This window comes from Caldicellulosiruptor bescii DSM 6725, from assembly GCF_000022325.1.
In the GTDB taxonomy this organism is placed as follows: domain Bacteria; phylum Bacillota; class Thermoanaerobacteria; order Caldicellulosiruptorales; family Caldicellulosiruptoraceae; genus Caldicellulosiruptor; species Caldicellulosiruptor bescii.
Map to the genome: position 1 here is coordinate 1494643 of NC_012034.1, position 23023 is coordinate 1517665.

26 protein-coding genes are annotated in these 23023 nt (G+C 35.2%); 4 read left to right on the forward strand and 22 right to left on the reverse strand.

Annotated elements, in window-relative coordinates:
- Positions 1–3 precede the first annotated feature (3 nt).
- From ATHE_RS07030 to era, 3 genes are all read right to left on the reverse strand, one after another.
- Positions 4–1299, reverse strand: coding sequence for a glycine--tRNA ligase (locus ATHE_RS07030; protein ID WP_146128565.1), 1296 nt, complete (start codon positions 1297–1299; stop codon positions 4–6).
- A gap of 61 nt (positions 1300–1360) precedes the next feature.
- On the reverse strand, positions 1361–2095 hold the full coding sequence (gene recO / locus ATHE_RS07035) for a DNA repair protein RecO (protein WP_015907877.1): 735 nt from the start codon (positions 2093–2095) through the stop codon (positions 1361–1363).
- A gap of 7 nt (positions 2096–2102) precedes the next feature.
- Positions 2103–3005 (reverse strand): GTPase Era, encoded by a 903-nt coding sequence (gene era, locus ATHE_RS07040; protein ID WP_013430270.1) that lies wholly within the window; start codon positions 3003–3005, stop codon positions 2103–2105.
- 121 nt (positions 3006–3126) lie between these two features.
- Between era and ATHE_RS07045 the strand changes: the two genes are divergently transcribed.
- Positions 3127–4008 (forward strand): RluA family pseudouridine synthase, encoded by an 882-nt coding sequence (locus ATHE_RS07045; RefSeq protein ID WP_015907878.1) that lies wholly within the window; start codon positions 3127–3129, stop codon positions 4006–4008.
- On the opposite strand, the gene ATHE_RS07050 is transcribed toward ATHE_RS07045, so the two are convergent.
- Genes ATHE_RS07050 through ATHE_RS07085 form a run of 8 tightly spaced genes read right to left on the reverse strand, consistent with a single transcriptional unit; the run spans position 3950 to position 9673 of the window.
- Complete coding sequence (locus ATHE_RS07050; RefSeq protein WP_015907879.1) at positions 3950–5173, reverse strand: aminotransferase class I/II-fold pyridoxal phosphate-dependent enzyme; 1224 nt, start codon at positions 5171–5173, stop codon at positions 3950–3952. The genes ATHE_RS07045 and ATHE_RS07050 overlap by 59 nt on opposite strands.
- Positions 5170–5658 (reverse strand): Lrp/AsnC family transcriptional regulator, encoded by a 489-nt coding sequence (locus ATHE_RS07055; protein ID WP_013290438.1) that lies wholly within the window; start codon positions 5656–5658, stop codon positions 5170–5172. Before ATHE_RS07055 ends, ATHE_RS07050 begins: the two co-directional genes overlap by 4 nt.
- Complete coding sequence (locus tag ATHE_RS07060) at positions 5655–6242, reverse strand: hypothetical protein (protein ID WP_015907880.1); 588 nt, start codon at positions 6240–6242, stop codon at positions 5655–5657. Before ATHE_RS07060 ends, ATHE_RS07055 begins: the two co-directional genes overlap by 4 nt.
- On the reverse strand, positions 6239–6475 hold the full coding sequence (locus ATHE_RS07065) for a PRC-barrel domain-containing protein (protein ID WP_013430265.1): 237 nt from the start codon (positions 6473–6475) through the stop codon (positions 6239–6241). Before ATHE_RS07065 ends, ATHE_RS07060 begins: the two co-directional genes overlap by 4 nt.
- 21 nt (positions 6476–6496) lie before the next feature.
- Positions 6497–6940, reverse strand: coding sequence for a dUTP diphosphatase (gene dut / locus ATHE_RS07070; RefSeq protein WP_015907881.1), 444 nt, complete (start codon positions 6938–6940; stop codon positions 6497–6499).
- 16 nt (positions 6941–6956) lie between these two features.
- Positions 6957–8231 carry a M16 family metallopeptidase gene (locus tag ATHE_RS07075; RefSeq protein WP_015907882.1) on the reverse strand — a complete coding sequence of 425 codons (1275 nt, stop codon included), beginning with the start codon at positions 8229–8231 and terminating at the stop codon, positions 6957–6959.
- Between the two features lie 15 nt (positions 8232–8246).
- Positions 8247–8822 (reverse strand): J domain-containing protein, encoded by a 576-nt coding sequence (locus ATHE_RS15135; RefSeq protein ID WP_015907883.1) that lies wholly within the window; start codon positions 8820–8822, stop codon positions 8247–8249.
- A complete protein-coding gene (locus ATHE_RS07085; protein ID WP_015907884.1) occupies positions 8822–9673 on the reverse strand; it encodes a DUF5685 family protein in 852 nt (283 codons plus the stop codon). The genes ATHE_RS15135 and ATHE_RS07085 overlap by 1 nt, the downstream gene beginning before the upstream one ends.
- A gap of 149 nt (positions 9674–9822) precedes the next feature.
- Here ATHE_RS07085 and ATHE_RS07090 point away from each other — a divergent pair, with 149 nt between their 5' ends.
- Positions 9823–10356, forward strand: a complete 534-nt coding sequence (locus tag ATHE_RS07090; RefSeq protein ID WP_015907885.1) for a hypothetical protein — start codon at positions 9823–9825, stop codon at positions 10354–10356.
- 34 nt (positions 10357–10390) lie between these two features.
- On the opposite strand, the gene atpC is transcribed toward ATHE_RS07090, so the two are convergent.
- From atpC to ATHE_RS07150, 11 genes are all read right to left on the reverse strand, one after another.
- The gene (gene atpC / locus ATHE_RS07095; RefSeq protein ID WP_015907886.1) at positions 10391–10804 is read right to left on the reverse strand and encodes an ATP synthase F1 subunit epsilon; all 414 of its coding nucleotides are present in this window, start codon (positions 10802–10804) and stop codon (positions 10391–10393) included.
- Positions 10805–10824: 20 nt separating this feature from the next.
- Positions 10825–12228: a F0F1 ATP synthase subunit beta gene (atpD, locus tag ATHE_RS07100; RefSeq protein ID WP_015907887.1), complete on the reverse strand. Its 1404-nt coding sequence runs from the start codon at positions 12226–12228 to the stop codon at positions 10825–10827.
- Positions 12229–12273: 45 nt separating this feature from the next.
- A complete protein-coding gene (gene atpG / locus ATHE_RS07105) occupies positions 12274–13152 on the reverse strand; it encodes an ATP synthase F1 subunit gamma (protein ID WP_015907888.1) in 879 nt (292 codons plus the stop codon).
- 13 nt (positions 13153–13165) lie between these two features.
- On the reverse strand, positions 13166–14689 hold the full coding sequence (atpA, locus tag ATHE_RS07110; RefSeq protein WP_015907889.1) for a F0F1 ATP synthase subunit alpha: 1524 nt from the start codon (positions 14687–14689) through the stop codon (positions 13166–13168).
- A 14-nt stretch (positions 14690–14703) separates the two neighbouring features.
- On the reverse strand, positions 14704–15246 hold the full coding sequence (gene atpH, locus ATHE_RS07115; RefSeq protein ID WP_015907890.1) for an ATP synthase F1 subunit delta: 543 nt from the start codon (positions 15244–15246) through the stop codon (positions 14704–14706).
- A 2-nt stretch (positions 15247–15248) separates the two neighbouring features.
- On the reverse strand, positions 15249–15740 hold the full coding sequence (gene atpF / locus ATHE_RS07120; protein ID WP_015907891.1) for a F0F1 ATP synthase subunit B: 492 nt from the start codon (positions 15738–15740) through the stop codon (positions 15249–15251).
- A gap of 109 nt (positions 15741–15849) precedes the next feature.
- Positions 15850–16062, reverse strand: a complete 213-nt coding sequence (atpE, locus tag ATHE_RS07125) for an ATP synthase F0 subunit C (RefSeq protein ID WP_013290424.1) — start codon at positions 16060–16062, stop codon at positions 15850–15852.
- Positions 16063–16088: 26 nt separating this feature from the next.
- Positions 16089–16769, reverse strand: a complete 681-nt coding sequence (locus ATHE_RS07130) for a F0F1 ATP synthase subunit A (protein ID WP_015907892.1) — start codon at positions 16767–16769, stop codon at positions 16089–16091.
- Between the two features lie 470 nt (positions 16770–17239).
- The gene (gene guaA / locus ATHE_RS07140) at positions 17240–18775 is read right to left on the reverse strand and encodes a glutamine-hydrolyzing GMP synthase (protein ID WP_015907894.1); all 1536 of its coding nucleotides are present in this window, start codon (positions 18773–18775) and stop codon (positions 17240–17242) included.
- Positions 18776–18803: 28 nt separating this feature from the next.
- A complete protein-coding gene (locus ATHE_RS07145; RefSeq protein ID WP_015907895.1) occupies positions 18804–19766 on the reverse strand; it encodes an AEC family transporter in 963 nt (320 codons plus the stop codon).
- 87 nt (positions 19767–19853) lie between these two features.
- Positions 19854–20471, reverse strand: coding sequence for a hypothetical protein (locus ATHE_RS07150; protein WP_015907896.1), 618 nt, complete (start codon positions 20469–20471; stop codon positions 19854–19856).
- 149 nt (positions 20472–20620) lie between these two features.
- Here ATHE_RS07150 and ATHE_RS07155 point away from each other — a divergent pair, with 149 nt between their 5' ends.
- The gene (locus ATHE_RS07155) at positions 20621–21823 is read left to right on the forward strand and encodes an FprA family A-type flavoprotein (protein WP_015907897.1); all 1203 of its coding nucleotides are present in this window, start codon (positions 20621–20623) and stop codon (positions 21821–21823) included.
- 18 nt (positions 21824–21841) lie between these two features.
- Positions 21842–23023: an NAD(P)/FAD-dependent oxidoreductase gene (locus tag ATHE_RS07160; protein ID WP_015907898.1), complete on the forward strand. Its 1182-nt coding sequence runs from the start codon at positions 21842–21844 to the stop codon at positions 23021–23023.

The following is a 23023-nucleotide window of genomic DNA, read 5'->3' on the forward strand; positions in this document are numbered from 1 at the left end:
TGTTTAAAACTTTACCTCAATTCTTTCTTCAAGATAAGGAATTATCTCTTTTATATGCACCCTTATTTGCTCCATTGTATCCCTATCTCTTATTGTAACAGTTTCATCTTCTAAAGTCTGATAATCCACTGTGATCCCAAACGGTGTTCCTATCTCATCTTGTCGTCTATATCTTTTACCTATGCTACCACTTTCATCGTATTGAACAATCCACTTATATTTAAGCTCATTGTAAATTTCCCTTGCTTTTTTTACAAGCTCTTCTTTTTTCATAAGCGGGAACACAGCAGCTTTTACAGGCGAAATCGCAGGATGAAGGTGAAGTACCACTCTAAAGTCATCTTTATCTATCTGCTGGTATTCATATGCATCAATTAAAAATGCAAGTAAAGATCTGTCCACGCCTGCAGATGGCTCAATTACATATGGTATATACCTTTGTTTTGTCTCATCGTCAAAGTATGTTAAATTTTCGCCACTGTATTTTTGATGCTGTGTTAGGTCAAAGTCTGTCCTGTTTGCAATACCTTCAAGTTCAGACCATCCCATCGGAAATAAATATTCAATGTCCACACATGCTTTTGCATAGTGTGCAAGCTCGTCCTTGCCGTGCTCACGAACTCTTAAGTTTTCCTTTCTTATTCCCAGATTGTAATACCAGTTTATCCTTTGCTCAATCCAGTGTTTGTGCCAGTACTCATCAGTCCCTGGCTTTACAAAATACTCTATTTCCATCTGTTCAAACTCTCTTGTCCTGAAAATAAAGTTACCAGGAGTGATTTCGTTTCTGAATGACTTACCAATCTGAGCAATTCCAAAAGGAATCTTTTTTCTCATGGTCTGCTGGACATTAACAAAGTTTACAAAAATACCTTGTGCTGTTTCAGGTCTCAAATATACTACTGCCGACTCGTCCTCCACAGGTCCCATAAATGTTTTGAACATAAGGTTGAACATCCTTGCCTCGGTAAGTTCACCGCCGCATTCAGGACACTTATACTCTTGTAACTGGTCTACTCTCCATCTTTTTTTGCACAGCTTGCAGTCAGCCATAGGGTCAGAAAAATTGCTCAAGTGTCCGCTTGCTTCCCACACCTTTGGGTTCATCAAGATGCTCGAGTCAAGCCCCACAACGTCGTCTCTGAGCTGGACGTTTGCTTTCCACCACAGTCTTTTTATGTTATTTTTCATCTCTACACCAAGAGGACCATAGTCCCAGCAGCTATTAAGTCCACCATATATCTCGCTTGATTGGAATATAAATCCACGACGTTTGCAAAGGGCAACTATTTCATCCATTGTCACCATATTGCTCTTACCACCTTCAAACTTTATTATTTTATCAAGAGTCGAATTTATTTTATTGTATAAACCTAAAAAAATCAAGAATTTTGATATCTTTTTGCAGCACCATTTTAATATATGGTAGCGTTATGGTCTTTATCTTGTTATTCAAAGACCTTTCAAGCGAAATCTTGTTGAGCTTTTTTAAGTTGGTTGCTACAATAACCAAAATACTCTTTACAACTTCAATCTCAATTTCTATATCGTTCTCTTCTTTGCACTTTTCGCAAGTAAGACCACCGTCTTTGAAAGAAAAGAACGCTCTTGTAATGTCCTTTCTCTGACACTTTACACACTGGGTAAATTGAAGGAAAAAGCCTGTATATACTAAAATTTTTATTTCAAATATCCTGCTGACCACTTCAGGGTCCTTTCCTTTTTTCAGAAGATAAAGAGAGTTTAAAAGAAGCCTTAAAACATCCTCATTTTTTTGTTCAAATTCCAAGAAACTGTCAACAAGTTCAATAAGATATCCCGAATAAATTGCAAGATTTACATCTTGAGACAGTTCAAAAAATGATTCAATCACAGATGCTGAAGAAATTGAGTATATATCCTTTGTTTTTCTTATAACAAACTCACAGAACATGAGCGGCTGAGAACAAGCAGACAAAACACTCAATAGCCTTCTACAATTTTTCGATAAAACTTGAATTTTGCCAAAATCGCTTGTGAGCACAGTCAAAATCTTACTCGACTCTTCAAAGTTTGTCTCTTTTAGCACAATTCCTTTAGTTTTAATTAATTTCATCTATTCCTCAGACCTCTTTAAGGTTATAACCGAGCATTTTCATGGCAGAGATGTCATCTCTCCAGTTTTTCTTAACTTTTACCCAAAGCTGAAGATTTACTTTTATTCCGAATATCATCTCAAGCTCTTCCCGAGCTTGCATTCCAATTTTCTTAAGCATCTGACCGCCTTTACCAATAATTATTGCTTTGTGCGAATCTTTTTCACAATAGATGGTGGCTTCAATATCCAGTATATCCTTGTTTTCTCTTTCTGCAAACCTCTCAATCGCAATTCCAACGCCGTGCGGTACTTCTTCAGAAAGATTGAGCAAAATCTTTTCTCTTATAATCTCTGCTACAATGAAGCTTTCTCTCACATCAGTTGTCATATCGTCAAGATAATACTTTGGCCCTTCTGGAAGTAGCTCTTTTATTTTGTCAAGAAGCAGGTCACAATTGTACCCATTAATTGCGGCTATGTCAACTATAGATTCAAAATTCAGTTTTGTTGAGAAAATGCTTTTCAGTATCTCTATATTCTCTTTTGAAGCAAGGTCAGATTTGTTCAAAACCAGAATCTTAGGAGTTTCCACTTCCTTTAACCTTTCTATTATTGCTTCATCCCATGGTCCAATTCCATTGTCGATTGCTTCTACAATATACAAAATCAAATCCACTTCTTTTAAAGTCTTCTCAGACACTTTTACCATATACTCACCCAACTTGTTCTTTGGAGGATGAACACCTGGTGTGTCGATGAATATAATCTGAGCATCTTCTAAGGTAAGGATACCCTTTATACTGTTTCTGGTTGTCTGCGGTTTGGGAGAAATAATAGAGATCTTTTTACCAACAAGGTAGTTCATAAGAGTAGATTTACCAACATTAGGACGACCAATTAACGCAACAAATCCAGATTTGAATGCCATAGAGCATATCACCTCTATTGTATTGTGATATAATTGTTTTAAAAGTGGTAGCTATTGATACTCTCAATAAATTATCATATCATATGTTAAAAAATTTTAACAGGAAGGATGAAAAAACTCTATGAAGCTAATATACGTGGTAAAAAAAGAAGATTTGAACATGACATATAAACAGATATTGCAAAAAAGACTCTTTTTTTCTTCAACGCTGATGAGCAGGTTAAAGGCACTTGGTCAAATAAGATTTATTCCTCCAATCTATTCTGTGCATCAATATCCACAAGAAAATGCTGTAATTGAAGTCGATTTGATATTTTCCAAATCAAACATAGTTCCTGTTGAAGGAAGCATAGACATATTGTATGAGGACAACTTCTTTTTATTTGTAAACAAACCTTCTGGTTTACCTTCACACCCTTCTAAAGGACATTACTTTGATACAATCGCAAACTATGTTGAGTATTATTTAAATTCTAAAAACCTTACTTCACACATTATAAACAGGTTAGATAAAGATACATCAGGGATAGTTGTATTTGCTAAAAATTCTTACTTTCACAGCATTGTTTCATATGAGTTTGAAAAAAGACGAGTTGATAAGACATATATTGCAATTGTTCACGGAATACTCACAAAAAAAAGCGGGCTTATTGAAAAACCCATTAAACGCTCAGATGATGGCATCAAAAGAGAAATTCATCAAGATGGTAGTTTTGCTTCCACATACTATGAAGTTATTGATTCTTTTGAAAACTTCTCAGTGTTAAAGTTAAAACCAATAACGGGCAGAACACATCAACTAAGAGTTCACTTATCATCAATTGGTCATCCAATTGTAGGGGACTACATTTACGGCGAAGAAAAAACACAAAATACCCCTTTACTTCTTCACGCTTATTCGATAAGTTTTAATTTCAAACTAATTAATAATAAAGTCTATGATATTACTTCTCCACTACCACATTATTTTCACGAGTTTGCTGGAAGACACCTTGAGTTTTGAGACTTAAAACAAACTTTTCTATCCTGTCCAAAGCTTGTTTTATGGTTTCAATCGAATAGGCATACGAACATCTTATAAATCCTTCTCCTGACCTCCCAAATGCAGTACCTGGCACAACTGCTACTTTTTGTTCGTACAAAAGCCTTTCTGCAAACTCCTCAGAAGGAAGACCGGTGGATTTTATGGATGGAAAAACATAAAACGCTCCTTTTGGCTCAAAACATTCAAGCCCCATCTTATTAAATCTGCTTACCATATAGCGTCTTCTTCTATTGTATTCATCTTTCATCTTTTCAACTTCTAAAAGCCCATTTTTAAGCGCTTCAATAGCAGCATACTGAGAAAATGTAGGAGCACTCATTATAATGTACTGATGTACCTTTGCCATCGCTTTAATAAAAACTTCATTGGCAGCAACAAATCCAAGTCTCCAACCTGTCATGGCAAAGGCTTTTGAAAAACCATTTATAACAATAGTCTTTTCTTTCATTTCAGGGAAATTAGCAATTGAAACATGGCTTCCTTCATATGTAAGCTCAGCATATATTTCGTCAGATATTACTATGATATCCCTATCTTTCAATATATCAACAATCTCTTTTAAATCCTCTCTTGTCATAATAGCACCTGTTGGATTGTTGGGATAAGATAAAATAATAGCCTTAGTTTTGGAAGATATTTTGGGTAAAATATCCTCTGCTCTAAGCTTAAAGTCGTTTTCCGGTCTTGTTTCAATCTCAACCGGTACACCACCTGCAAAAATTACACATGGTTTGTATGAAACAAAACAGGGTTCAGGAATCAAAACCTCATCACCAGGATTTACTATACTTCTTAAAGCAATATCGATTGCTTCGCTTGCCCCAACAGTTACCAAAATCTGATCTCTGTAATTTGGATAACTAAGGTCGAATCTATCTTTCAAATACCTGCTAATCTCTTTTCTCAGCTCCAGAAGCCCGAAATTTGATGTATAGTGGGTATGTCCTTCTTCAATAGAATATATCCCCATCTCGCGAATGTTCCATGGAGTTACAAAATCAGGTTCACCAACTCCAAGTGATAGAGCATCCTTCATCTCAGATACAATATCAAAAAATTTCCTAATACCTGAGGGTGGAACGCTTTGAACGCTCTTTGAAATATATTTTTCTAAATTACTCACGGTGTTATAACCTCCCTGTCGTCCTTTTCGCCATCTTCAAGTATCACACCTGCATCTTTGTACTTTTTCATAATAAAGTGGGTTGCTGTTGAAAGAACATATTCAAGTGGTGCAAGTTTAGAACCAACAAACTGAGCAATATCTTTCATGCTCTTGCCCTCTACAACAACGTGCAGGTCATAATCTCCCGAAAGCAAATATACAGCTTTTACTTCAGGAAACTTGTAAATTCTTTTAGCAATGGCGTCATAACCAAACCCTCTCTGGGGAGTTACTTTCACCTCAACAATTGCTTCAACCACTTCTTTTTCTGTTCGTTCCCAGTTCACAATTGTGTGATATTTTACAATAACCTTATCTTGTTCAAGCTTTTTAATGGTTTTTTCGATATTTTCTTTGTTTTCACCCAGCATTATTGCAATCTCTTCGGCAGAGAGTTTGGGATTTTGTTCTAAAATCTCTAAAACCTTCACTTCTATATTCATTCTTCTTCCTCCTTTGCAAGATGTTTTAAAAATTCAATCAAAAAGCCTTTCTCCCTCATACTTTCAATTACCTCATGGTTTATAACAATTCCTGCAGGTAGTATCAACTCATCGTCCACATAAAAGTCTTTTTGCAATTTTTTGGCTGGCAAACGCTCATCGTCGTCTAAAAATCTTTCTATTTCATCTACCAAATTGTAAAGTCTTTTTAAGATTTCTTCTTTGTATTTTTCAAGATATTGAATATGCTGAATTATACTTTCTTTAATCTTTTCAAGCTCATCTAAGGTTTTTGAATATTCTATCTGAACTTCTTGTGCTTTTTTTGAATAGTATTCCTCCCATTCGCTTATAAAAAAGTCCTCAATGAAAGCTTTATAATATTCGATATCCTTGATATGTAAATTAGACAAATTCTTTTTAAACTTTTCTATCTCTTTTGCAAGTCTTTCGTTTTCTAAAGTCAAAAGGTCTCTTTCTCTATCAAGCTTAGAAATTAAATTTTCAAAACTTTGGGTAAGATTTTCAATATAACTTCTCACTTGAGACTTTGAAAAGCCAAAAAGAGAGGTTGGAAGAATCATTCAGGTTCCTCCTCTTTTATATTTGCAATTATTACATCCTCACCTATCACAATAATATCATTCCATGGAATTACTTCTGTCTCCCACCTAAATCCCCGTTTCTTTTTTAGTTCAATGCTCAGTATATTCCCTTCGTCGTCAATTATTAACTCCAACAACTCAGAACTTCCTACAATTCTGCCTGACTGCTGAGATACAACGGGTTTTGAATTTTTTATTTCGCTCAAAAGCATACTTTTACCCGCCTACCTTTTCTATAAACCGCTTGAACCAAATCCTCTGTCTGCTCTGGACGTTGTTGATAGCTCTTCTGCCTCTTCGATCTTTGCTACCCTTTCAAACTTTGATATTACCATCTGAGCTATCCTATCTCCTCTCTTTACTACAAAAGGTTCATTGCCAAGGTTAATTAATATTACTCCTATCTCCCCCCTGTAATCACTATCGATTGTTCCAGGAGAATTTAAAACAGTGATACCATGTTTTAAAGCAAGGCCACTGCGAGGTCGTACCTGCGCTTCATATCCTTCCGGAAGTTCAATGTAAAGACCTGTTCTGATGAGCTTTATCTCACCAGGGTTTATAATCTCTTCTTTTTCAACACACGCAAACAGGTCCATTCCCGCCGCCCCGCTTGAAATATATGTTGGAAGCGGTAGATCCTTTGCATCCTCTGCTCTTTTTACCCTCAGAACCATAAATGATTTCTCCTTTCTAATGTGTCAATACTCTTTGTTCAAAGATTTTCAAATCCATCTCTTTTTTATTTCCAACAACAGCAACTGAAAATTCCTTTGACAAAACTTCTCTTGCTGTGTCAATCACCTTTGTATAGTCAATTGAATCTATAATCTTTGTAATGTGTTCAAGTTCCATAATTTTGTTTAAAAGTAACATATTTTTCCCCATGTTTGACATTCGGCTGCTTGTGTTTTCAAGCCCAAATATAATACTTCCCTTTATCTGCTGTTTGGCAACCTCAACCTCATCAAGCAAGATTTCACCTCTTAAAAAGAGACGTAGCTGACTCATGATTTCTTTGTATACTGCTGAAATATTTTTCGGGTTTGTTCCTGCATAGATAATAAGTACTCCTGCATCTTTGAATGTGCTCACAAACGAAGTTATGCTATATACAAGTCCCAACTCCTCTCTTATTCTCTGAAAAAGTCGCGAGCTCATTCCCCCACCAAGAATATTGGATAAAACCAAAAGCTCATACACCTTTTCATCTTCCTGCCCAAAACCTTCAAATGTGATTGCCATATGAGCTTGATCAACCTTCTTGTTTTTAATGACAGCACCTCTATTAAAAACTGGTTTTGAGATGAAATTAACGCCGTCTTTCTTGTTGTTTGAACACTTCCAATCTCCAAAGTACATCTCTACAAACTCTACAAGCTTCTCTTCTTCAAAGTTGCCAGCAACAGATATTACAATGTTTTGAGGAATATATCTTTCTCTCATATAATTTTCAATTTTATTTCTATCTATCTTTTTTACAGTTGATTCTTTTCCAATTATAGGATACGAAAGAGTCTGGTTTTTCCATATCAAATCATTAAGTGACTGATACAGTATCTCTTCAGGGTCCTCTTTTGTCATGTTGATTTCTTCAATAATTACTGTTTTCTCTTTTTCCATCTCTTCTAAAGCAATGACAGGATTTAAAATTAAGTCTGACAAAATATCAAAACCTTTTTGTAAAAACTCATCTAAAACCCTTACATAAAAACAGGTATACTCTTTTGCTGTGAAGGCATTTATCTGTCCACCAATTGATTCAATTTCATATACAATCTCTCTTGAACTTCTGTTTTTAGTTCCTTTAAACAATATATGCTCGATAAAATGGGAAATTCCATTTATCTTTTTTGTCTCATATCTTGAACCAGCCAAGACCCAAATCCCTATACTTGCAGTTTTTACTGTATCAATTTTTTCATATACAAGCCTTATACCGTTTGAAAGTGTGTAAAGTTTTATCACAAAAAGGAAACCTCCTTAGCAACCTATATCGTTATCACAACAACATTCCCAACAAGCAATTATCTGACATATTGTACAAATGTCGCAGTCATCATGTCTTCTATATCCCCTGTTATACGCTGACCATTCATAGTTTCTTGAAGCCATTTCAAACTGTTCTTTTGCGCGCCTGTACTCATAATTTCCAGGGTCACGATTATAGGCTTCAACAAAGTATCGATATGCTTGATTTATCCATCCTCTTTTTTGATATATTATTCCCATCAAATAGAACCATTCTGCGTCATTTCGAGGGTTTTGATTTAGTAGATTTTCTGCTTGAGCTATATTACCCTGCATAATCAAGTCTCTTACCTGTTGGTAGAGAGAGGTTTGTTCGTATGTAGAGTATTCATAGTTTGAATATTGATCGTTCATAAGGATATTATATGCTTCATTTATCTCTTTTAACTTTTCTTCTGCAAGTTCTCTTAAAGGATTGTCCTTAAACTTATCCGGATGGTACTTTTTTACAAGTTCAAGATAAGCCTTTTTTATTTCTTCCTTTGAGGCACCTTTTCTCACACCTAAAACCTCATATGGGTCTCTCATTACTCCTTCCACTCCTTAAAGAAGTTTGTTGTAAAACGCTCTAAGACCTGCTGTGTTATTGAGTACATACCTACCTGAACAATATTGTCCAGTATTGAATTATTATACCCCTTAATATAGTCGCTTAATATGGCAAGATAATTTTCCAAGCTAACCTTCAGAATGCTGAGTTCATATTCAAAAAGTCTTTTATTCTGCCTACACTTTTCAAAGTGGTATTTCAGACAATTATATCTCTTTTTCTTCACATCATCAATATAGTCGTCAATAGCGTCAATGATGTATAACCACACACCTGTATAATACCCAATTTGTTTCAAAAGTTCTTGGTCATTGTAAGCAAATATTTCTGCTAAAATATTACCAAAATTGTGTGCAAGTTCATCTATACTTTTATAGCCATTTTTTTCAAGAGACATTTGTTTTTTAAACAATTCTTTTATCTTCTCAAACGTTGCTCGGTGTGATTTTGTTATCTTATTTATATACAATTTCAGAATACTATAAGGAATATAACTAAATACATTCTTTTCATCAAGAATATTATCATAAAGCTTGAAAAAACTCAAAAAAACCATTTGGTTGCTCACATATTCCAAGATTTCATTAGGTTTCAAAAAGAACCTTTCCTTAAGTGGGTGAGCAATACACCTTGTTTTTCCTAACTCATCTTTGACTTTAAAATGTTCTTTTAGTACAAGATACAAAAAAACAAAATCATAGTTAAGAAATACTCGCGGAAGGTTTCCTATCTTTCTTGTCTGAAGACATATACCACAGTAAACTGCCTTGTAATATTCATATTCTCGCACTTTTAGTTCTGGCTTATAAGGAACCACATATCCGAACACTAAATTCTCTCTTCTCCTTTTCTCTCTTACTTCCTATGTTTTTATAGTAGCAAAAATGATTAATAATGTTAAGCAAATTTTAGTTGATTTTTTCTTGAAGAGTAATTAATATTATTGTGATAGCATATCACATTTTAGGGGGAAAGAAAATGGGTTATAAATACTGTCCAAGATGCGAACTTAATAGAATTCCGGAGGATCAAGATTTGTGCCCTGTGTGCAAAAAGGACTTAGAACAGCTAAAAAAGGTTACAGAGGCAAACATGAAACTATGCCCATACTGTCATGAAGAGTATATTCCAGAAGACCAAGACATGTGTGAGTCTTGCTTTGAAGAAAGGCTGCTCACTGGAGTTGTTGACGACTCTGAAATTGAAGAAGAAGCAGTCAAGGAAGAAACCGGCTCAGAGTTATTTGAAAATGATTTTGTAGATATAGAACCAGATATTCTAACTCAGCTGCCTGATGAAGAACTTGACCTTGTTGACACATCAATAGACTTAGAAGAATTAGAAGTGGACGAAGAAATACTATTGGATGATGAAGAAATAAAGGAAGAATCAGAAGACTATGAAGAAAAAACTGAGATTGAGGATGAAAATATCCCATCAGAAGAAGAGTCCAGTAGCAAAACCAAAAAAGAAACAAAATCTGAAAAGAAAAAAGGAAAAAAGAAAAAATAAATGAGGCAGTGCAAAGAAAATTGCACTGCCCTTTTTATATCTCCTCTTTATTTTCTTCGGCAAGTTTTAGCCTGTTTAGTGCTCTGTACAGTGCTGCCCTATACCTTTCATATTCATCAGGAGGGAGTTTCTGCTCAAGTCTCTTTTCTGCCCTTTCTTTTGCCAAAAGTGCTCTTTGTCTGTCTATTTCCTCTGGCCACTCTACAGCATCACTCAATATTGTTGCCTTATTATTTTTTACCTCAAGCAAACCACCAGCAATGGCTGCTTCTCTCCACTTTCCATCTTTTTTTATCCTCAACTTTCCAATACCAATGGGAACAACAATAGGCTGATGGTTTGCCATAATACCTATTTCACCATCTATTGTTCTCAAAACTATCATTTCAACATTATCTTTAAAAAATACCCTTTCAGGCTGGAGAACCTCTAATTCAAATTCAGCCATCTTTAAATTCACCTCAAGATTTATTTGCCTTTCATGTCTTTTTCGTAGTTTTCATATACCTCATCTATTGTTCCTACCATGTAGAAATACTGTTCAGGAATATGGTCCATCTTCCCTTCAATTATCTCTTTGAACCCTCTTATAGTGTCTTTCAACTTCACATACCTTCCAGGTCTTCCTGTGAAAGCTTCAGCAACAAAGAATGGCTGTGATAAAAATCTCTGAATTTTTCTTGCTCTGTAGACAATCAGTTTATCTTCTTCTGATAGCTCATCCATACCCAAAATAGCAATAATGTCCTGCAGCTCTTTATATCTTTGAAGTATTTGCTGCACAGTCCTTGCAACATAATAGTGTTCTTCTCCCACAATTCGCGGATCAAGTATACGTGAGGTTGAATCAAGAGGATCAACCGCAGGATATATTCCAAGCTCAGCAATCTGTCTTGACAAAACTGTTGTTGCATCCAAATGAGCAAAAGTTGTAGCAGGTGCTGGATCAGTTAAATCGTCTGCAGGAACATATATTGCTTGAACAGATGTAATTGAGCCTTTTTTTGTAGATGTTATTCTTTCCTGTAATGCCCCTACCTCGTTTGCAAGTGTTGGTTGATACCCAACTGCCGAAGGAATTCTTCCTAAAAGCGCTGACACTTCAGAGCCTGCTTGGATGAACCTGAAGATATTGTCAATGAACAAAAGAACATCTTGCCCTTCTACATCTCTGAAATATTCTGCCATGGTAAGCCCGGTCAGAGCTACTCTCATTCTTGCCCCAGGCGGCTCGTTCATCTGACCAAACACCAATACAGTCTTTTCTATAACACCAGACTCATTCATATCAAGCCACAGGTCGTTACCTTCTCTTGTCCTTTCACCCACACCTGTGAAAATTGAAAAACCCCCGTGCTCTGTCGCTATATTTCTTATAAGCTCCATTATAAGGACAGTCTTACCAACGCCCGCACCGCCAAAAAGTCCTATCTTACCACCTTTTGCGTACGGAGCTAAAAGATCAATAACTTTTATACCCGTTTCGAAAATTTCAACTGCAGGTACCTGTTCTTCAAACGACGGTGCACTTCTGTGAATGGGCCAGTAATCTGAAGCTACTACTTCACCTTTATTGTCAATAGGCTCTCCCAATACATTAAATATCCTACCCAGCGTTCCTCTCCCCACAGGTACTTTAATAGGTCCACCTGTATCTATTGCCTTCACACCTCTTCTAAGTCCGTCTGTTGAACCCAAAGCCACACATCGAACAGTGTCATTCCCGAGATGCTGAGCAACTTCAGCAACAAGTTTTTTACCATCAAAGTGAATTTCAATAGCATTATTGATGGCTGGTAAATTTTCACTCTCAAATCGTATATCAATAACAGGTCCTATAATCTGGACGACATACCCTACATTTTGTTCCATTTTTGACTACACTCCCTCAAACTAAAATCAAGATTGTTAAAAATATTATTTCAAAGCTGCAGCACCACTTATAATTTCTGAAATTTCTTGGGTAATCACAGCCTGACGTTCTCTGTTGAGTTTTAAAATAAGTTTTTGTATCATCTCATCAGCACTTTTTGTTGCATTGTCCATTGCTGTCATCCGTGCAGCAAGTTCACTCACATATGAGTCCATCATAGCCCCAAAGATAATTCCTTTGATGTATTCATAAATAACGATGTCAAGTACAGAAACTGGGTCTGGCTCGTAGATTATCATCTCATCGCTTTTGTCATCTTCTATACCAAATTCTGTCTTATCGAGAGGCAAAAGCTTTTTGACAGTAACTTCTTGTCTTATGGTTGAAACAAGTTTTGTGTAAATGATGTAAACTTCATGAACTTCACCGGTATAATATTTTTTCACAATCTTTTGCGAAATGAGTCTTGCAAACTTTACAGAAACAGACTGTGTTTGATAATTAAAATCTTCCTCAACTTGATATCCATGACGAACTAAAAAGTTTCGACCTACTACACCGATAGGAAAAAACGTCACATCTGCTTCTTTCGCTAAATTTTCATATAAGCTGATTGTACTTCTCAGAACGTTTGCATTATACCCACCACATAATCCTTTGTCGCCACTGATAACTATAAGTCCTATTTTCTTCTTCCCCTCTTTATACGACCCTTCAAAAAGAATGTGCGGGGTTTTTATTCCATGTAAAATCAGATCTTTCATAAACTCATTTACCTTTTCAAAATAAGGTCTTGTGCTATCGAGTCTATCTCTGAGCCTTTTCACCTTTGATGCAGAGATAAGATACATTGCCCTTGTTATCTTTTTTGTTTCATTGACACTTCTGATCCTTGATTTTATCCATCTTGTTTTGTTCGCCATCTTGTAATCTCACCTACTTGTTACTCTTAAATCTCTCTTTTATCTCTACTATGACCTTCTTCAAAAGCTCTTCTGTTTCAGGTGTCAAATCCTTTGTCTCTTTTATAGAATCAAATATCTGGGGATAGTTTGCTGATATATACTGTACAAGCTTCTCATTAAATTCCCTGACCTTTGAAACTTCTATATCCATCAGATAACCATTTATTGCACTGTACAAAATCACCACCTGATGCCATACAGGAAGCGGCTTGTACTGTGGCTGTTTTAACGTCTCTACAATTCTTTGTCCCTGAGCAAGCCTTTCTCGCGTTGACTTATCAAGTTCTGAACCAAACTGAGCAAAAGCCTCAAGCTCACGGTACTGAGCAAGATCAAGCCTTAACCTTCCTGCAACCTTTTTCATAGCTTTTGTCTGAGCTTTCCCACCAACTCTTGACACTGATATTCCAGCATTTATCGCAGGTCTTACCCCTGCGTAGAATAATTCACTTTCAAGGTATATCTGCCCATCTGTAATTGAAATGACATTTGTAGGAATATATGCTGAAACGTCACCTGCTTGAGTTTCTATTATTGGCAGTGCGGTAAGAGATCCGCCTCCACGCTGAGCATTCAGTTTTGCCGCTCTTTCCAAAAGTCTTGAATGTAAGTAAAACACATCACCAGGATAAGCTTCTCTTCCAGGTGGACGTCTTAGTAAAAGAGACATTGCCCTGTATGCAACAGCGTGTTTAGAAAGGTCATCGTATATAATGAGTGCGTCTTTGCCCGACTCCATAAACTCTTCTCCCATCGCGCAACCTGCGTATGGAGCTAAGAATTGAAGAGGAGCAGAATCACTTGCAGTTGCACTAACAACAATGGTATAATCCATCGCACCGTATTCTTTTAAGGTATTGACTATCTGAGCAACTGTAGAGGCCTTTTGCCCAATTGCCACATAGATGCAATAAACACCCTGATCTTTCTGGTTTATAATCGTATCTATTGCAATTGCAGTTTTACCCGTTTGCCTATCACCAATTATAAGCTCTCTTTGCCCTCTTCCTATAGGAATCATAGCGTCAATAGCCATTATACCTGTCTGAAGAGGCGTGTTAACAGGTTCTCTTTCTATTACGCCAGGTGCTATTCTTTCTACTGGTCTAAACTTTTTGGCATTGATGGGCCCAAGACCATCTATAGGTTGTCCCAGAGCGTTTACAACTCTTCCTAAAAGTTCTTCTCCTACAGGCACCTCAACAACTCTACCTGTCCTTTTTACAATGGTACCTTCCTTTATTTCTTTATCATTTCCAAGTATGACACATCCAACATTGTCCTCTTCTAAATTGAGAGCCATTCCATAAACTCCATTAGGAAATTCTAAAAGTTCACCAGCCATGCAGTTGTCAAGACCATGTATTCTTGCAATACCGTCACCTGACATTATGACAACACCGACATCACTTGTGTCAATCTTTTTTTCATAATTTTTAATTTGCTCTTTTATAATTGAAGCAATTTCATCTGGTCTAATTGTTACATCAATCATTTGACATCTCACCCCTACAAAATAGCTATCTTTACAAGCTCTTTTCTCATTGAATCAAGAGCACCTTTTATTGAAGCATCAACTTCAATATTATTAAATAACAGCTTTATCCCACCAATTATGCTTTTGTCAACTTTTACAATGAATCTTGGATTTTTGACTCCGTACTTTTTCAAAAGCCATTTAGAAATTTTGTTTAACACATCGCTTCCAATTTCATGAGCAACAATAACCTGTACATCTACATTGCCTACAATTTTGTCATATATCTCTTTGTAATAAAAAGGTATATAGGTAAGAATTATTTCCCTGCGTTTATCAATGAGAAGATAAAGAAGGTTCAAGATATAACTATCAATGTCACCACCAAAGAATACTTTGATTCTTTGTTTCTTTTCTGAACGCTTCATTTCTAAATCGAACCAAATAGTATTAAATTCATTATTGTTTTTGATAATCTCAAACATTTTAAATAGTTGCTCATAAAATATCTCCAGCTTTCCTTCTTCTTGACCAAGCTTAATGAGTGCTTCTGCATATCTTTTTGCTGCCAACATTTTTAAGCAACCCCTGCCTCATCAAATATGTTCTCAACCATCTTCTTATTTTCCTCTGTATTTAAATTTTTCTCAATAACTCTCGATGCAGCAAGAAGTGCAATTGAAACAAACTGGTTTTTAAGTTCGTTTATTTGCTTCTTCTTTTCAATCTCAAATTGTCTGAGCGCATCTTCAATAATTCTGTTAGCTTCAAGTTTTGCATTTTCAATAATTTCGGCTGCTTGTTTTTGTGCCTCTAAGGTTGCACTTTCAACAATTTCATTTGCCTTTGCATGTGCCATAGCAAGTATATTTTCATATTCTTCTTTTAGCTTTATTGCTTCTTCTTTTGACTTTGCTGCAAAATCAAGTTGATCTTGAATCATCTGGGATCTTTTTTCCATAAATTGCGTAACTCTTTGGAAGAAAAACTTTTTGTATATGAGGTAAAGTATCAAAAAGTTTATAATTGCCCAAAAGAATATATTTTCAAATACCCTGAGCTCAAACATTTTATTATACCATCTCCTTTTTAGTCTGCGATTATTAGGAATGTTTGCCTTTTTAGTAATATTCAGGCATGTAAAAGAGATGACGCTCCCCAAAAAGTATGGAGAGCGCTTAGATTTTTGAAATTAACATAAACGCAATAACCAAACTATAGATAGCAACTGCTTCAGCCAAAGCAGCCCCAATTAAAAATAAAGGAAAAATTCGTCCAAATGCCTCTGGCTGTCTTCCAATAGATTCTGAAGCTTTTCCTGTTGCAATACCAATACCAATACCTACACCCAAACCTGCCAGCATTGCTATACCAGCTGCCAATGCTGTCATTTAAAACACCTCCAAAAATTATTAGATTATTCTTCTAAGGCTTCGTAAAGGTAAATTAAAGATAGAAATGTAAAAATTATTGCCTGAAGAACTCCGTCAAATATATCAAAATATATACTTGCTACTGCTGGAATACCAACAGGAGGTATGTGGGACTTTATAAGGCCATGGTAAATGAGCTCCATGATGGTAGTCCCAGCAAGAATATTTCCGAATAATCGAGCAGATAAAGAAAGAGTCCTTGTGAAATAATCCAAAAATTTAAATGGGAAAATAATAATGATGGGTCTAAAGTGACTTAAAAACCACTTTATTGGATTTTTAAGTATTATCGTAGAGATTATTAATACTAAAATAGACATCACACCAAAACTTGCAGTAACGTTCAAGTTACTTGTTGGTGGCTGAAAACCGAAAAGCCCCACCAGATTCAGGCTTAGCAAGAACAAAAACAGAGTCCCTAAATATGGGGAAAAAATACGCCAATAATGACCCAAAAAGTTTTTTGTTATCTTATTCATAGAATCAACAATAAATTCAGCGATCATTTGCTTTCTCGTAGGAACAAGTTTCATATTAGATGTTAGGTAAAAAGCAAGAGCAATCAAAAATAACATCACAACCCACATTTCTACAACAGCAACTCTCACAGGTATACCTTTCCCAATAGGGATGGTAAATAAAATCTTCAATACACTTTCGCCCATCTTTCGCTTCACTTCCTTGAGAGCTTTTTTGAGTAAACATAGGCAATAGAAAATGAAAGTAGCAAGGCTATAGGATAGCTTATTAGAAGAACCACAATGTATATGGTTTTTGTGATATTGTAAACGGATATAAAAGAGACCAAAAAAATTAACAGAATAACAATTAAATAGTGACTTATAAAGTAGATTATACTAAATTGTTTTGAAAGAATTCCTTCGACCACTTTAGCCAAAGTATACATTGTACAAATAAACAAAAAACTTATTGCTACTGAAATTAACAAAACATCTGCTCTCTTTGAATATATATATAAGCTCAAACACAAGCACAAATAGATAAGTGAAACTAACTTTAAAGTCAAGCTTACCACATAAAGCCTCATTTTACTTCTCTACTTTCCGAAGAGAAAACTTATAAATATGTTACACCCTTCTGTGAGAAATTTCAAGCCTATCAAAAAAATTTTTTGTTATTCCCATTCAATTGTAGCAGGAGGTTTTGAAGTGATGTCATACACCACCCTGTTGACCTTTTTCACACTGTTTACAATCTCATTTGAAACTCTCTCTAAAATCTCATAAGGTATTTTAGCCCAGTCAGCGGTCATTCCATCAATACTTGTAACAGCTCTTAGAGCAACTGTGTAATCATATGTTCTCTCATCACCCATTACACCAACACTTTTCATATTAGTTAAAACTGCAAAGTACTGCCATATTTCATTGTCAAGGCCGCTCTGTTCAATCTCTTTTCTAAAGATCCAATCAACCTCGCGCAGTATGTCCAATTTTTCCTCTGTAACCTCTCCAATTATTCTTATTGCAAGACCAGGTCCAGGAAAAGGCTGCCTTTTGACAATCTTTTCAGGTATTCCTAATTCTATTCCTACCCTTCTCACTTCGTCTTTAAACAAATCTCTGAGAGGTTCAATTATTTGTTTGAATTTTATTTTTTCAGGAAGACCACCAACATTGTGGTGGCTTTTTATAGTTGCAGCCTTGCCAACCCCGCTTTCAACCACGTCAGGATAAATAGTACCCTGCACCAAAAACTTTATATCTCCAAGCTTTTCTGCTTCTTCTTCAAATACTCTGATAAATTCCCTTCCAATTATCTTTCGTTTTTCTTCTGGATCAGTAACACCTTTTAAAGCCTCCAAAAACCTGTCTTTTGCATCAACCTTGATTACATTCATGTCAAATTTATCTTTAAAAACACTCACAACTTCTTCAGCTTCGCCCTTTCTCAAAAGACCATGGTCAACAAATATGCAATAAAGATTTTTCCCTATAGCTTTGTGAACAAGGACTGCTGCAACAGAAGAATCAACACCACCTGAAAGGGCACATACCACTTTTTGGTTGCCTACAATATCTTTTATCTCATTTACCTTTTCCTCAATAAATGATGAGGTTTTCCAATCACCATGGCAATTACAAATGTTAAATAAAAAGTTTTCTATAATTTTCTGACCATATTCGGTATGGACAACCTCAGGATGAAACTGAACACCATATATTTTTCTGGTATCATCCCCAAATGCTGCAATAGAACAATTTTCGGTGGATGCCAAAGCTTTAAACCCCTCTGGAAGTTTTTCTACAAAATCTGTGTGGCTCATCCAACACACAGAATGTTCAGGTATTCCGCTGAAAAGAGGAGAAGAAATATCGTATTTTATATGCGTCTTTCCATACTCTCTAAATAGCGCCCTTGACACTTTTCCTCCCATAATATGAGCAATTAACTGGTTTCCATAACATATCCCAAGTATTGGAATACCCTTTTCGAACAGTTCTTTGTCAATCATAGGAGCGTTTGGCTCGTATACACTTGATGGTCCACCTGTAAATATAATTCCTTTTGGATTTTTACTAATTATCTTTTCAAGAGGTGTGTCGTATGGCCAAATTTCACAGTATACTCCGCATTCTCTTACTCTTCTTGCAATAAGCTGGTTATATTGACCACCAAAGTCCAGAACTATTACAATCTCATGTTGCAACCTTTCTCATCCTTTCTTCATAAAGTTATTAAATATGATAGTATAGAAACACCAGTAAAGGGATTGTTATGAGTGAAAAAATAGTTGTTATGAATATAGTCCGGGTAGCATAGTGGCTATCGCCGTCATATCTGTAAGAAAGCACAGAACTTATTATAGCTGTTGGCATTCCTGTCTGAAGTACAATTATGAGTCTTGTAAAATTGTCTATTGGTAAATAATTTGTAAGGTACATAATACCAAGTGGCAATAAGATCATCTTAAACAGTATTATTACGTAGGCAGAAAAAGTTTTTAATGTTTCTTTTAACGATACTTCTGCCAGCAAACATCCAATGAAAAACATTGAAAGATAAATTGTGGTTTTCCCAAAAGGATTTAATGCGTCATAAATTGTCAGAAACACTTTGTCATATAAACTTTTTATGTTATATGGCAATATCCCCTTTATGAGATAAATGATAAATGCAACAAAGACAGCAATAGAATTTGCATTAACAAACCCAAATTTAGTTTTCTCACTATTGTGCCGGCTTATTATTGAAAGTCCTAATGACCATGCCAAAAAATCATGCATTATATTGTAACTTGCTGCAAAGAAAACCCCTTTTTCACCAAAGATTGAATACAATAAGGGGAAAGACAGAAATCCTGTGTTGCCAAAAGCTGAACAAAAAATATGAGTGTAAAAAGTTTTTCCTTTGAATTTAAATAAAGACCCTGTTATGTAACCAAGCAGAAGCAAAATCATAATTCCAATAAACGCTGAAAGTATTAAAATAAATACATTTTTTACTACTTGAGAGGAATAAGGTTTGCTACTTATTGTTGTAAAAAGCAAAATAGGTGCTGTCACTTTTACAATAAGTTCACTTACAGAGTCTTTTACTGTATTTGAAATCAAATTTAGCTTTGTTCCCATAAATCCTATAAATACAATAGCGAAAAGAAACAGAAAATTTTTTAAGAGAATCAGAACTTCATCATTCATTGCTGTCAAAACCCTTCTAAATAAAAAGTGCACTTCAAATGTTCAAGCTCTATTATATAAAAAAAGAGTGCCTTTTTACAAGGCACTTTATTCTGTTATCTCTATTTCTTCAACTTCTTGTGAGGTGTTCGCAAGTGAGTTGAGTTTTTCTTTCATCTTGTTCATCACTTCTTTCGCAACATCAGCAGAATACTTTTCCATTGCAAAAACAGGCGTTGTTGTAGGAGTTGATGCCTTTACTACCCTAATTATTTTTAGTTGTGGTTTGTCTTGAGTGGTAGGACGAACCTTTGAACCCATCAAAATGTAATCAGCATATCCCTGTTTAAATACTCCAATTACCACTTCTTCATATGGCTGCGATAGGAACTTTGAAGACTCAGATGCTTTGATCTGCATGGGAATAATCTGGGTCTTTCCATCTTTGCCTGTGGTGTATAGCTGATCCAAATTTGAAAACACTACATTTGCACCTTCAACAGGAATACCAGTTTTACTGTCAACAACCATAACCTGCAAATAACCTTTCAACCCCTCAGTTTTTGAAACTTGCTCAGATGCTGGCACAGAAGAATTTTTTTTGACTTCTGTAGAGGCTAATTTCGAACTTTCCAGGCTTTTGTTGGATATTATTCCTACTAATGCAATAACAAATATAGCTAAAATTGTAACAGCTAAAAACCTGTTTGAAACCTTGCTGAGCATATTTTATTATCTCCTTTGCCAAATAATTTTTCTACTAAAATATATTATTCAAGTGCATTTTCTATCACTACTTGTTTACTGAAAAAATATTAGGGTATAAATAATTTTGAATATTAATAAATCATCCTTAGAAAGCGGAGGGAAAAAAAATGCACACCAAACTAAGAGATGGAGTTTACTCAGTCGGTGTACAAGATCCAAGCTTGAGGATATTTGATATTGTAATGTACACTAAATATGGGACTACCTATAATTCTTATTTGGTTATTGGAAGTGAAAAAATAGCTTTGATTGAAAATGTTAAATATAAGTTTTTTAATCAATTTTTAGACAATATAAAAGAGGTTATCTCACCAGAAAAAATAGACTATTTGATAATAAACCATACAGAACCTGACCACTCAGGGTCAATTGAGAAACTTTTAGAGATAAACCCCAATATAAAAGTGTTTGGAAGCAGCACCGCAATTAAATTTTTAAAAAAGATTGCAAATAAAGATTTTCAAGCTCAAATTATCAATCATAATGACGTGGTTTCACTTGGAAATAAAACTTTAAAATTTATTTCTGCTCCTTTTTTGCACTGGCCTGATTCCATTTATACGTATTTGGTTGAAGACAAAATTCTTTTTACCTGTGACTCTTTTGGCTGCCATTTTAGTCCTGAAAACCTTGATATAAACTGGGTTATGCAAAACCAAAAAGAAGGTTTTATGGATGCCTACAAGTATTACTACGACGTTATTATGTCACCGTTTAAAAGTTATGTCCTGCAAGCAATAGATAAGATAAAAGATTTAGAAATTGATATAATTGCTCCAGGACATGGTCCTATATTAACAAATTATAGAGAGGAATTAATTTCGTTATATAAATCATGGTCTGAAAAGCTCTCAGAAAAGCCGTCTAAACCTTATGTTGTGATAGTATACGTATCAGCGTATGGATACACAGAAATGCTTGCAAAAAAGATTGCAGAAGGTATTGAGCAAAGTGGGGTAGATGTCTTTGTATACAACGCAATTGAACACAAACTTGAAGAAATTGTAGAGAAAATCTATTTTGCAAACGGTGTTTTGTTTGGTTCGCCAACCATAAATTCTGATGCCCTCCCACCTATATATGATATACTCACGAGATTAAATCCAATTGTTCACGGCGGAAAGGTAGCAGCTGCATTTGGTTCATACGGATGGAGTGGTGAAGCTGTGCCAAATATTGAAAGCCGTCTTAAGCAGCTAAGATTAAAAGTAATCCAGCCCGGGTTAAAGGTGAATTTCAAGCCAAACGAAGATGAGTTAAAAAAATCTTTTGAATTTGGTATACTATTTGCTGAAAAGATAAAAGAATAAAAAGCTGGTGCATAAGCAATGGAAAAGTATGATATTGTTGTAATTGGTGGAGGACCTGCCGGTGTAACCATTCCAGAACAGATAAGAAAAGAGAACAAGAATATGTCAGTTTGTATCTTAAGTGAAGAAAAGGTCTTGCCTTATTATAGGTTGAGACTTGGATATTATCTTCAAAATCCCATAGATGAAAAGTTCTTCTTGAAATCTTCAGAGTGGTACCAAATAAACAATATAAAATTGATGTTGAATAGTAAGGTTGAAGAATGTAATTTAAAAGAAAAATTTGTGGTTTCACGGGGTCAAAGTATAGAGTGGAACTATCTTATTATTGCTTCAGGCTCAAAATCCTACCTTCCTGAGCATCTGCAAAACAAAGAGCTGCAAAACTTTGTCTTCACATTTAGAAACTATGAAGATTTGCTTGCGCTTAAAAAAAGACTGTTACAGGCTGGCAAAGTTGTAATTGTTGGTGCTGGACTTTTGGGATTAGAACTTGCATCTGCACTTGAGGGTAAGGAAATAACAATAATTGAACTGAGTGAAAGGATATTACCAAAGCAGTTGGACGAAGTTGCCTCTTTTCTTCTGGGAGAACATATTGTAAAAAAAGGAATTAAAATAATTTTGAATAATAAAATTGAGAACGCTGAACCTTTTCAAAGCGGTTTGAAAATAACACTTTCAAGTGGTCAGACTATTGAATGTGATATACTCATTTTTTCAGCTGGAGTTGTACCAAATACTGAGTTTATAAAGTCCCCTGAGAATATTTTGAATAGCAAAAAGGGAATTGAAGTTAATTACAAAATGCAAACCAAGATTTCAAACGTGTATGCTTGTGGTGATGTTGCCCACATTGACGGTCAAAATCCAGGAACCTGGACGTTTGCTTTAGAAAGTGCAAAAATAGTTGCAAAGAATATTTTGGGATTTGAAACCTTCTATCAAAATATGCCACTGCCATATTTCCTAAAAGCGTTTGGACTTGAAATTGTTTCTGCAGGTGATATGCAAAATTTGCAAGATGCAAATATACTAGAATTTTTAGACAAGAGTAAAATGATTTATAAAAAGTTTGTGGTAAAAAACGACAAGTTAACTGCCTACCTTCTCTTAAATGACACCAAAACACATTTGCAGCTTTCTAAGTTTTTAAATAGTCATGTTGACATAAAATTGTTGGAAAGCTTTTTAAAATAA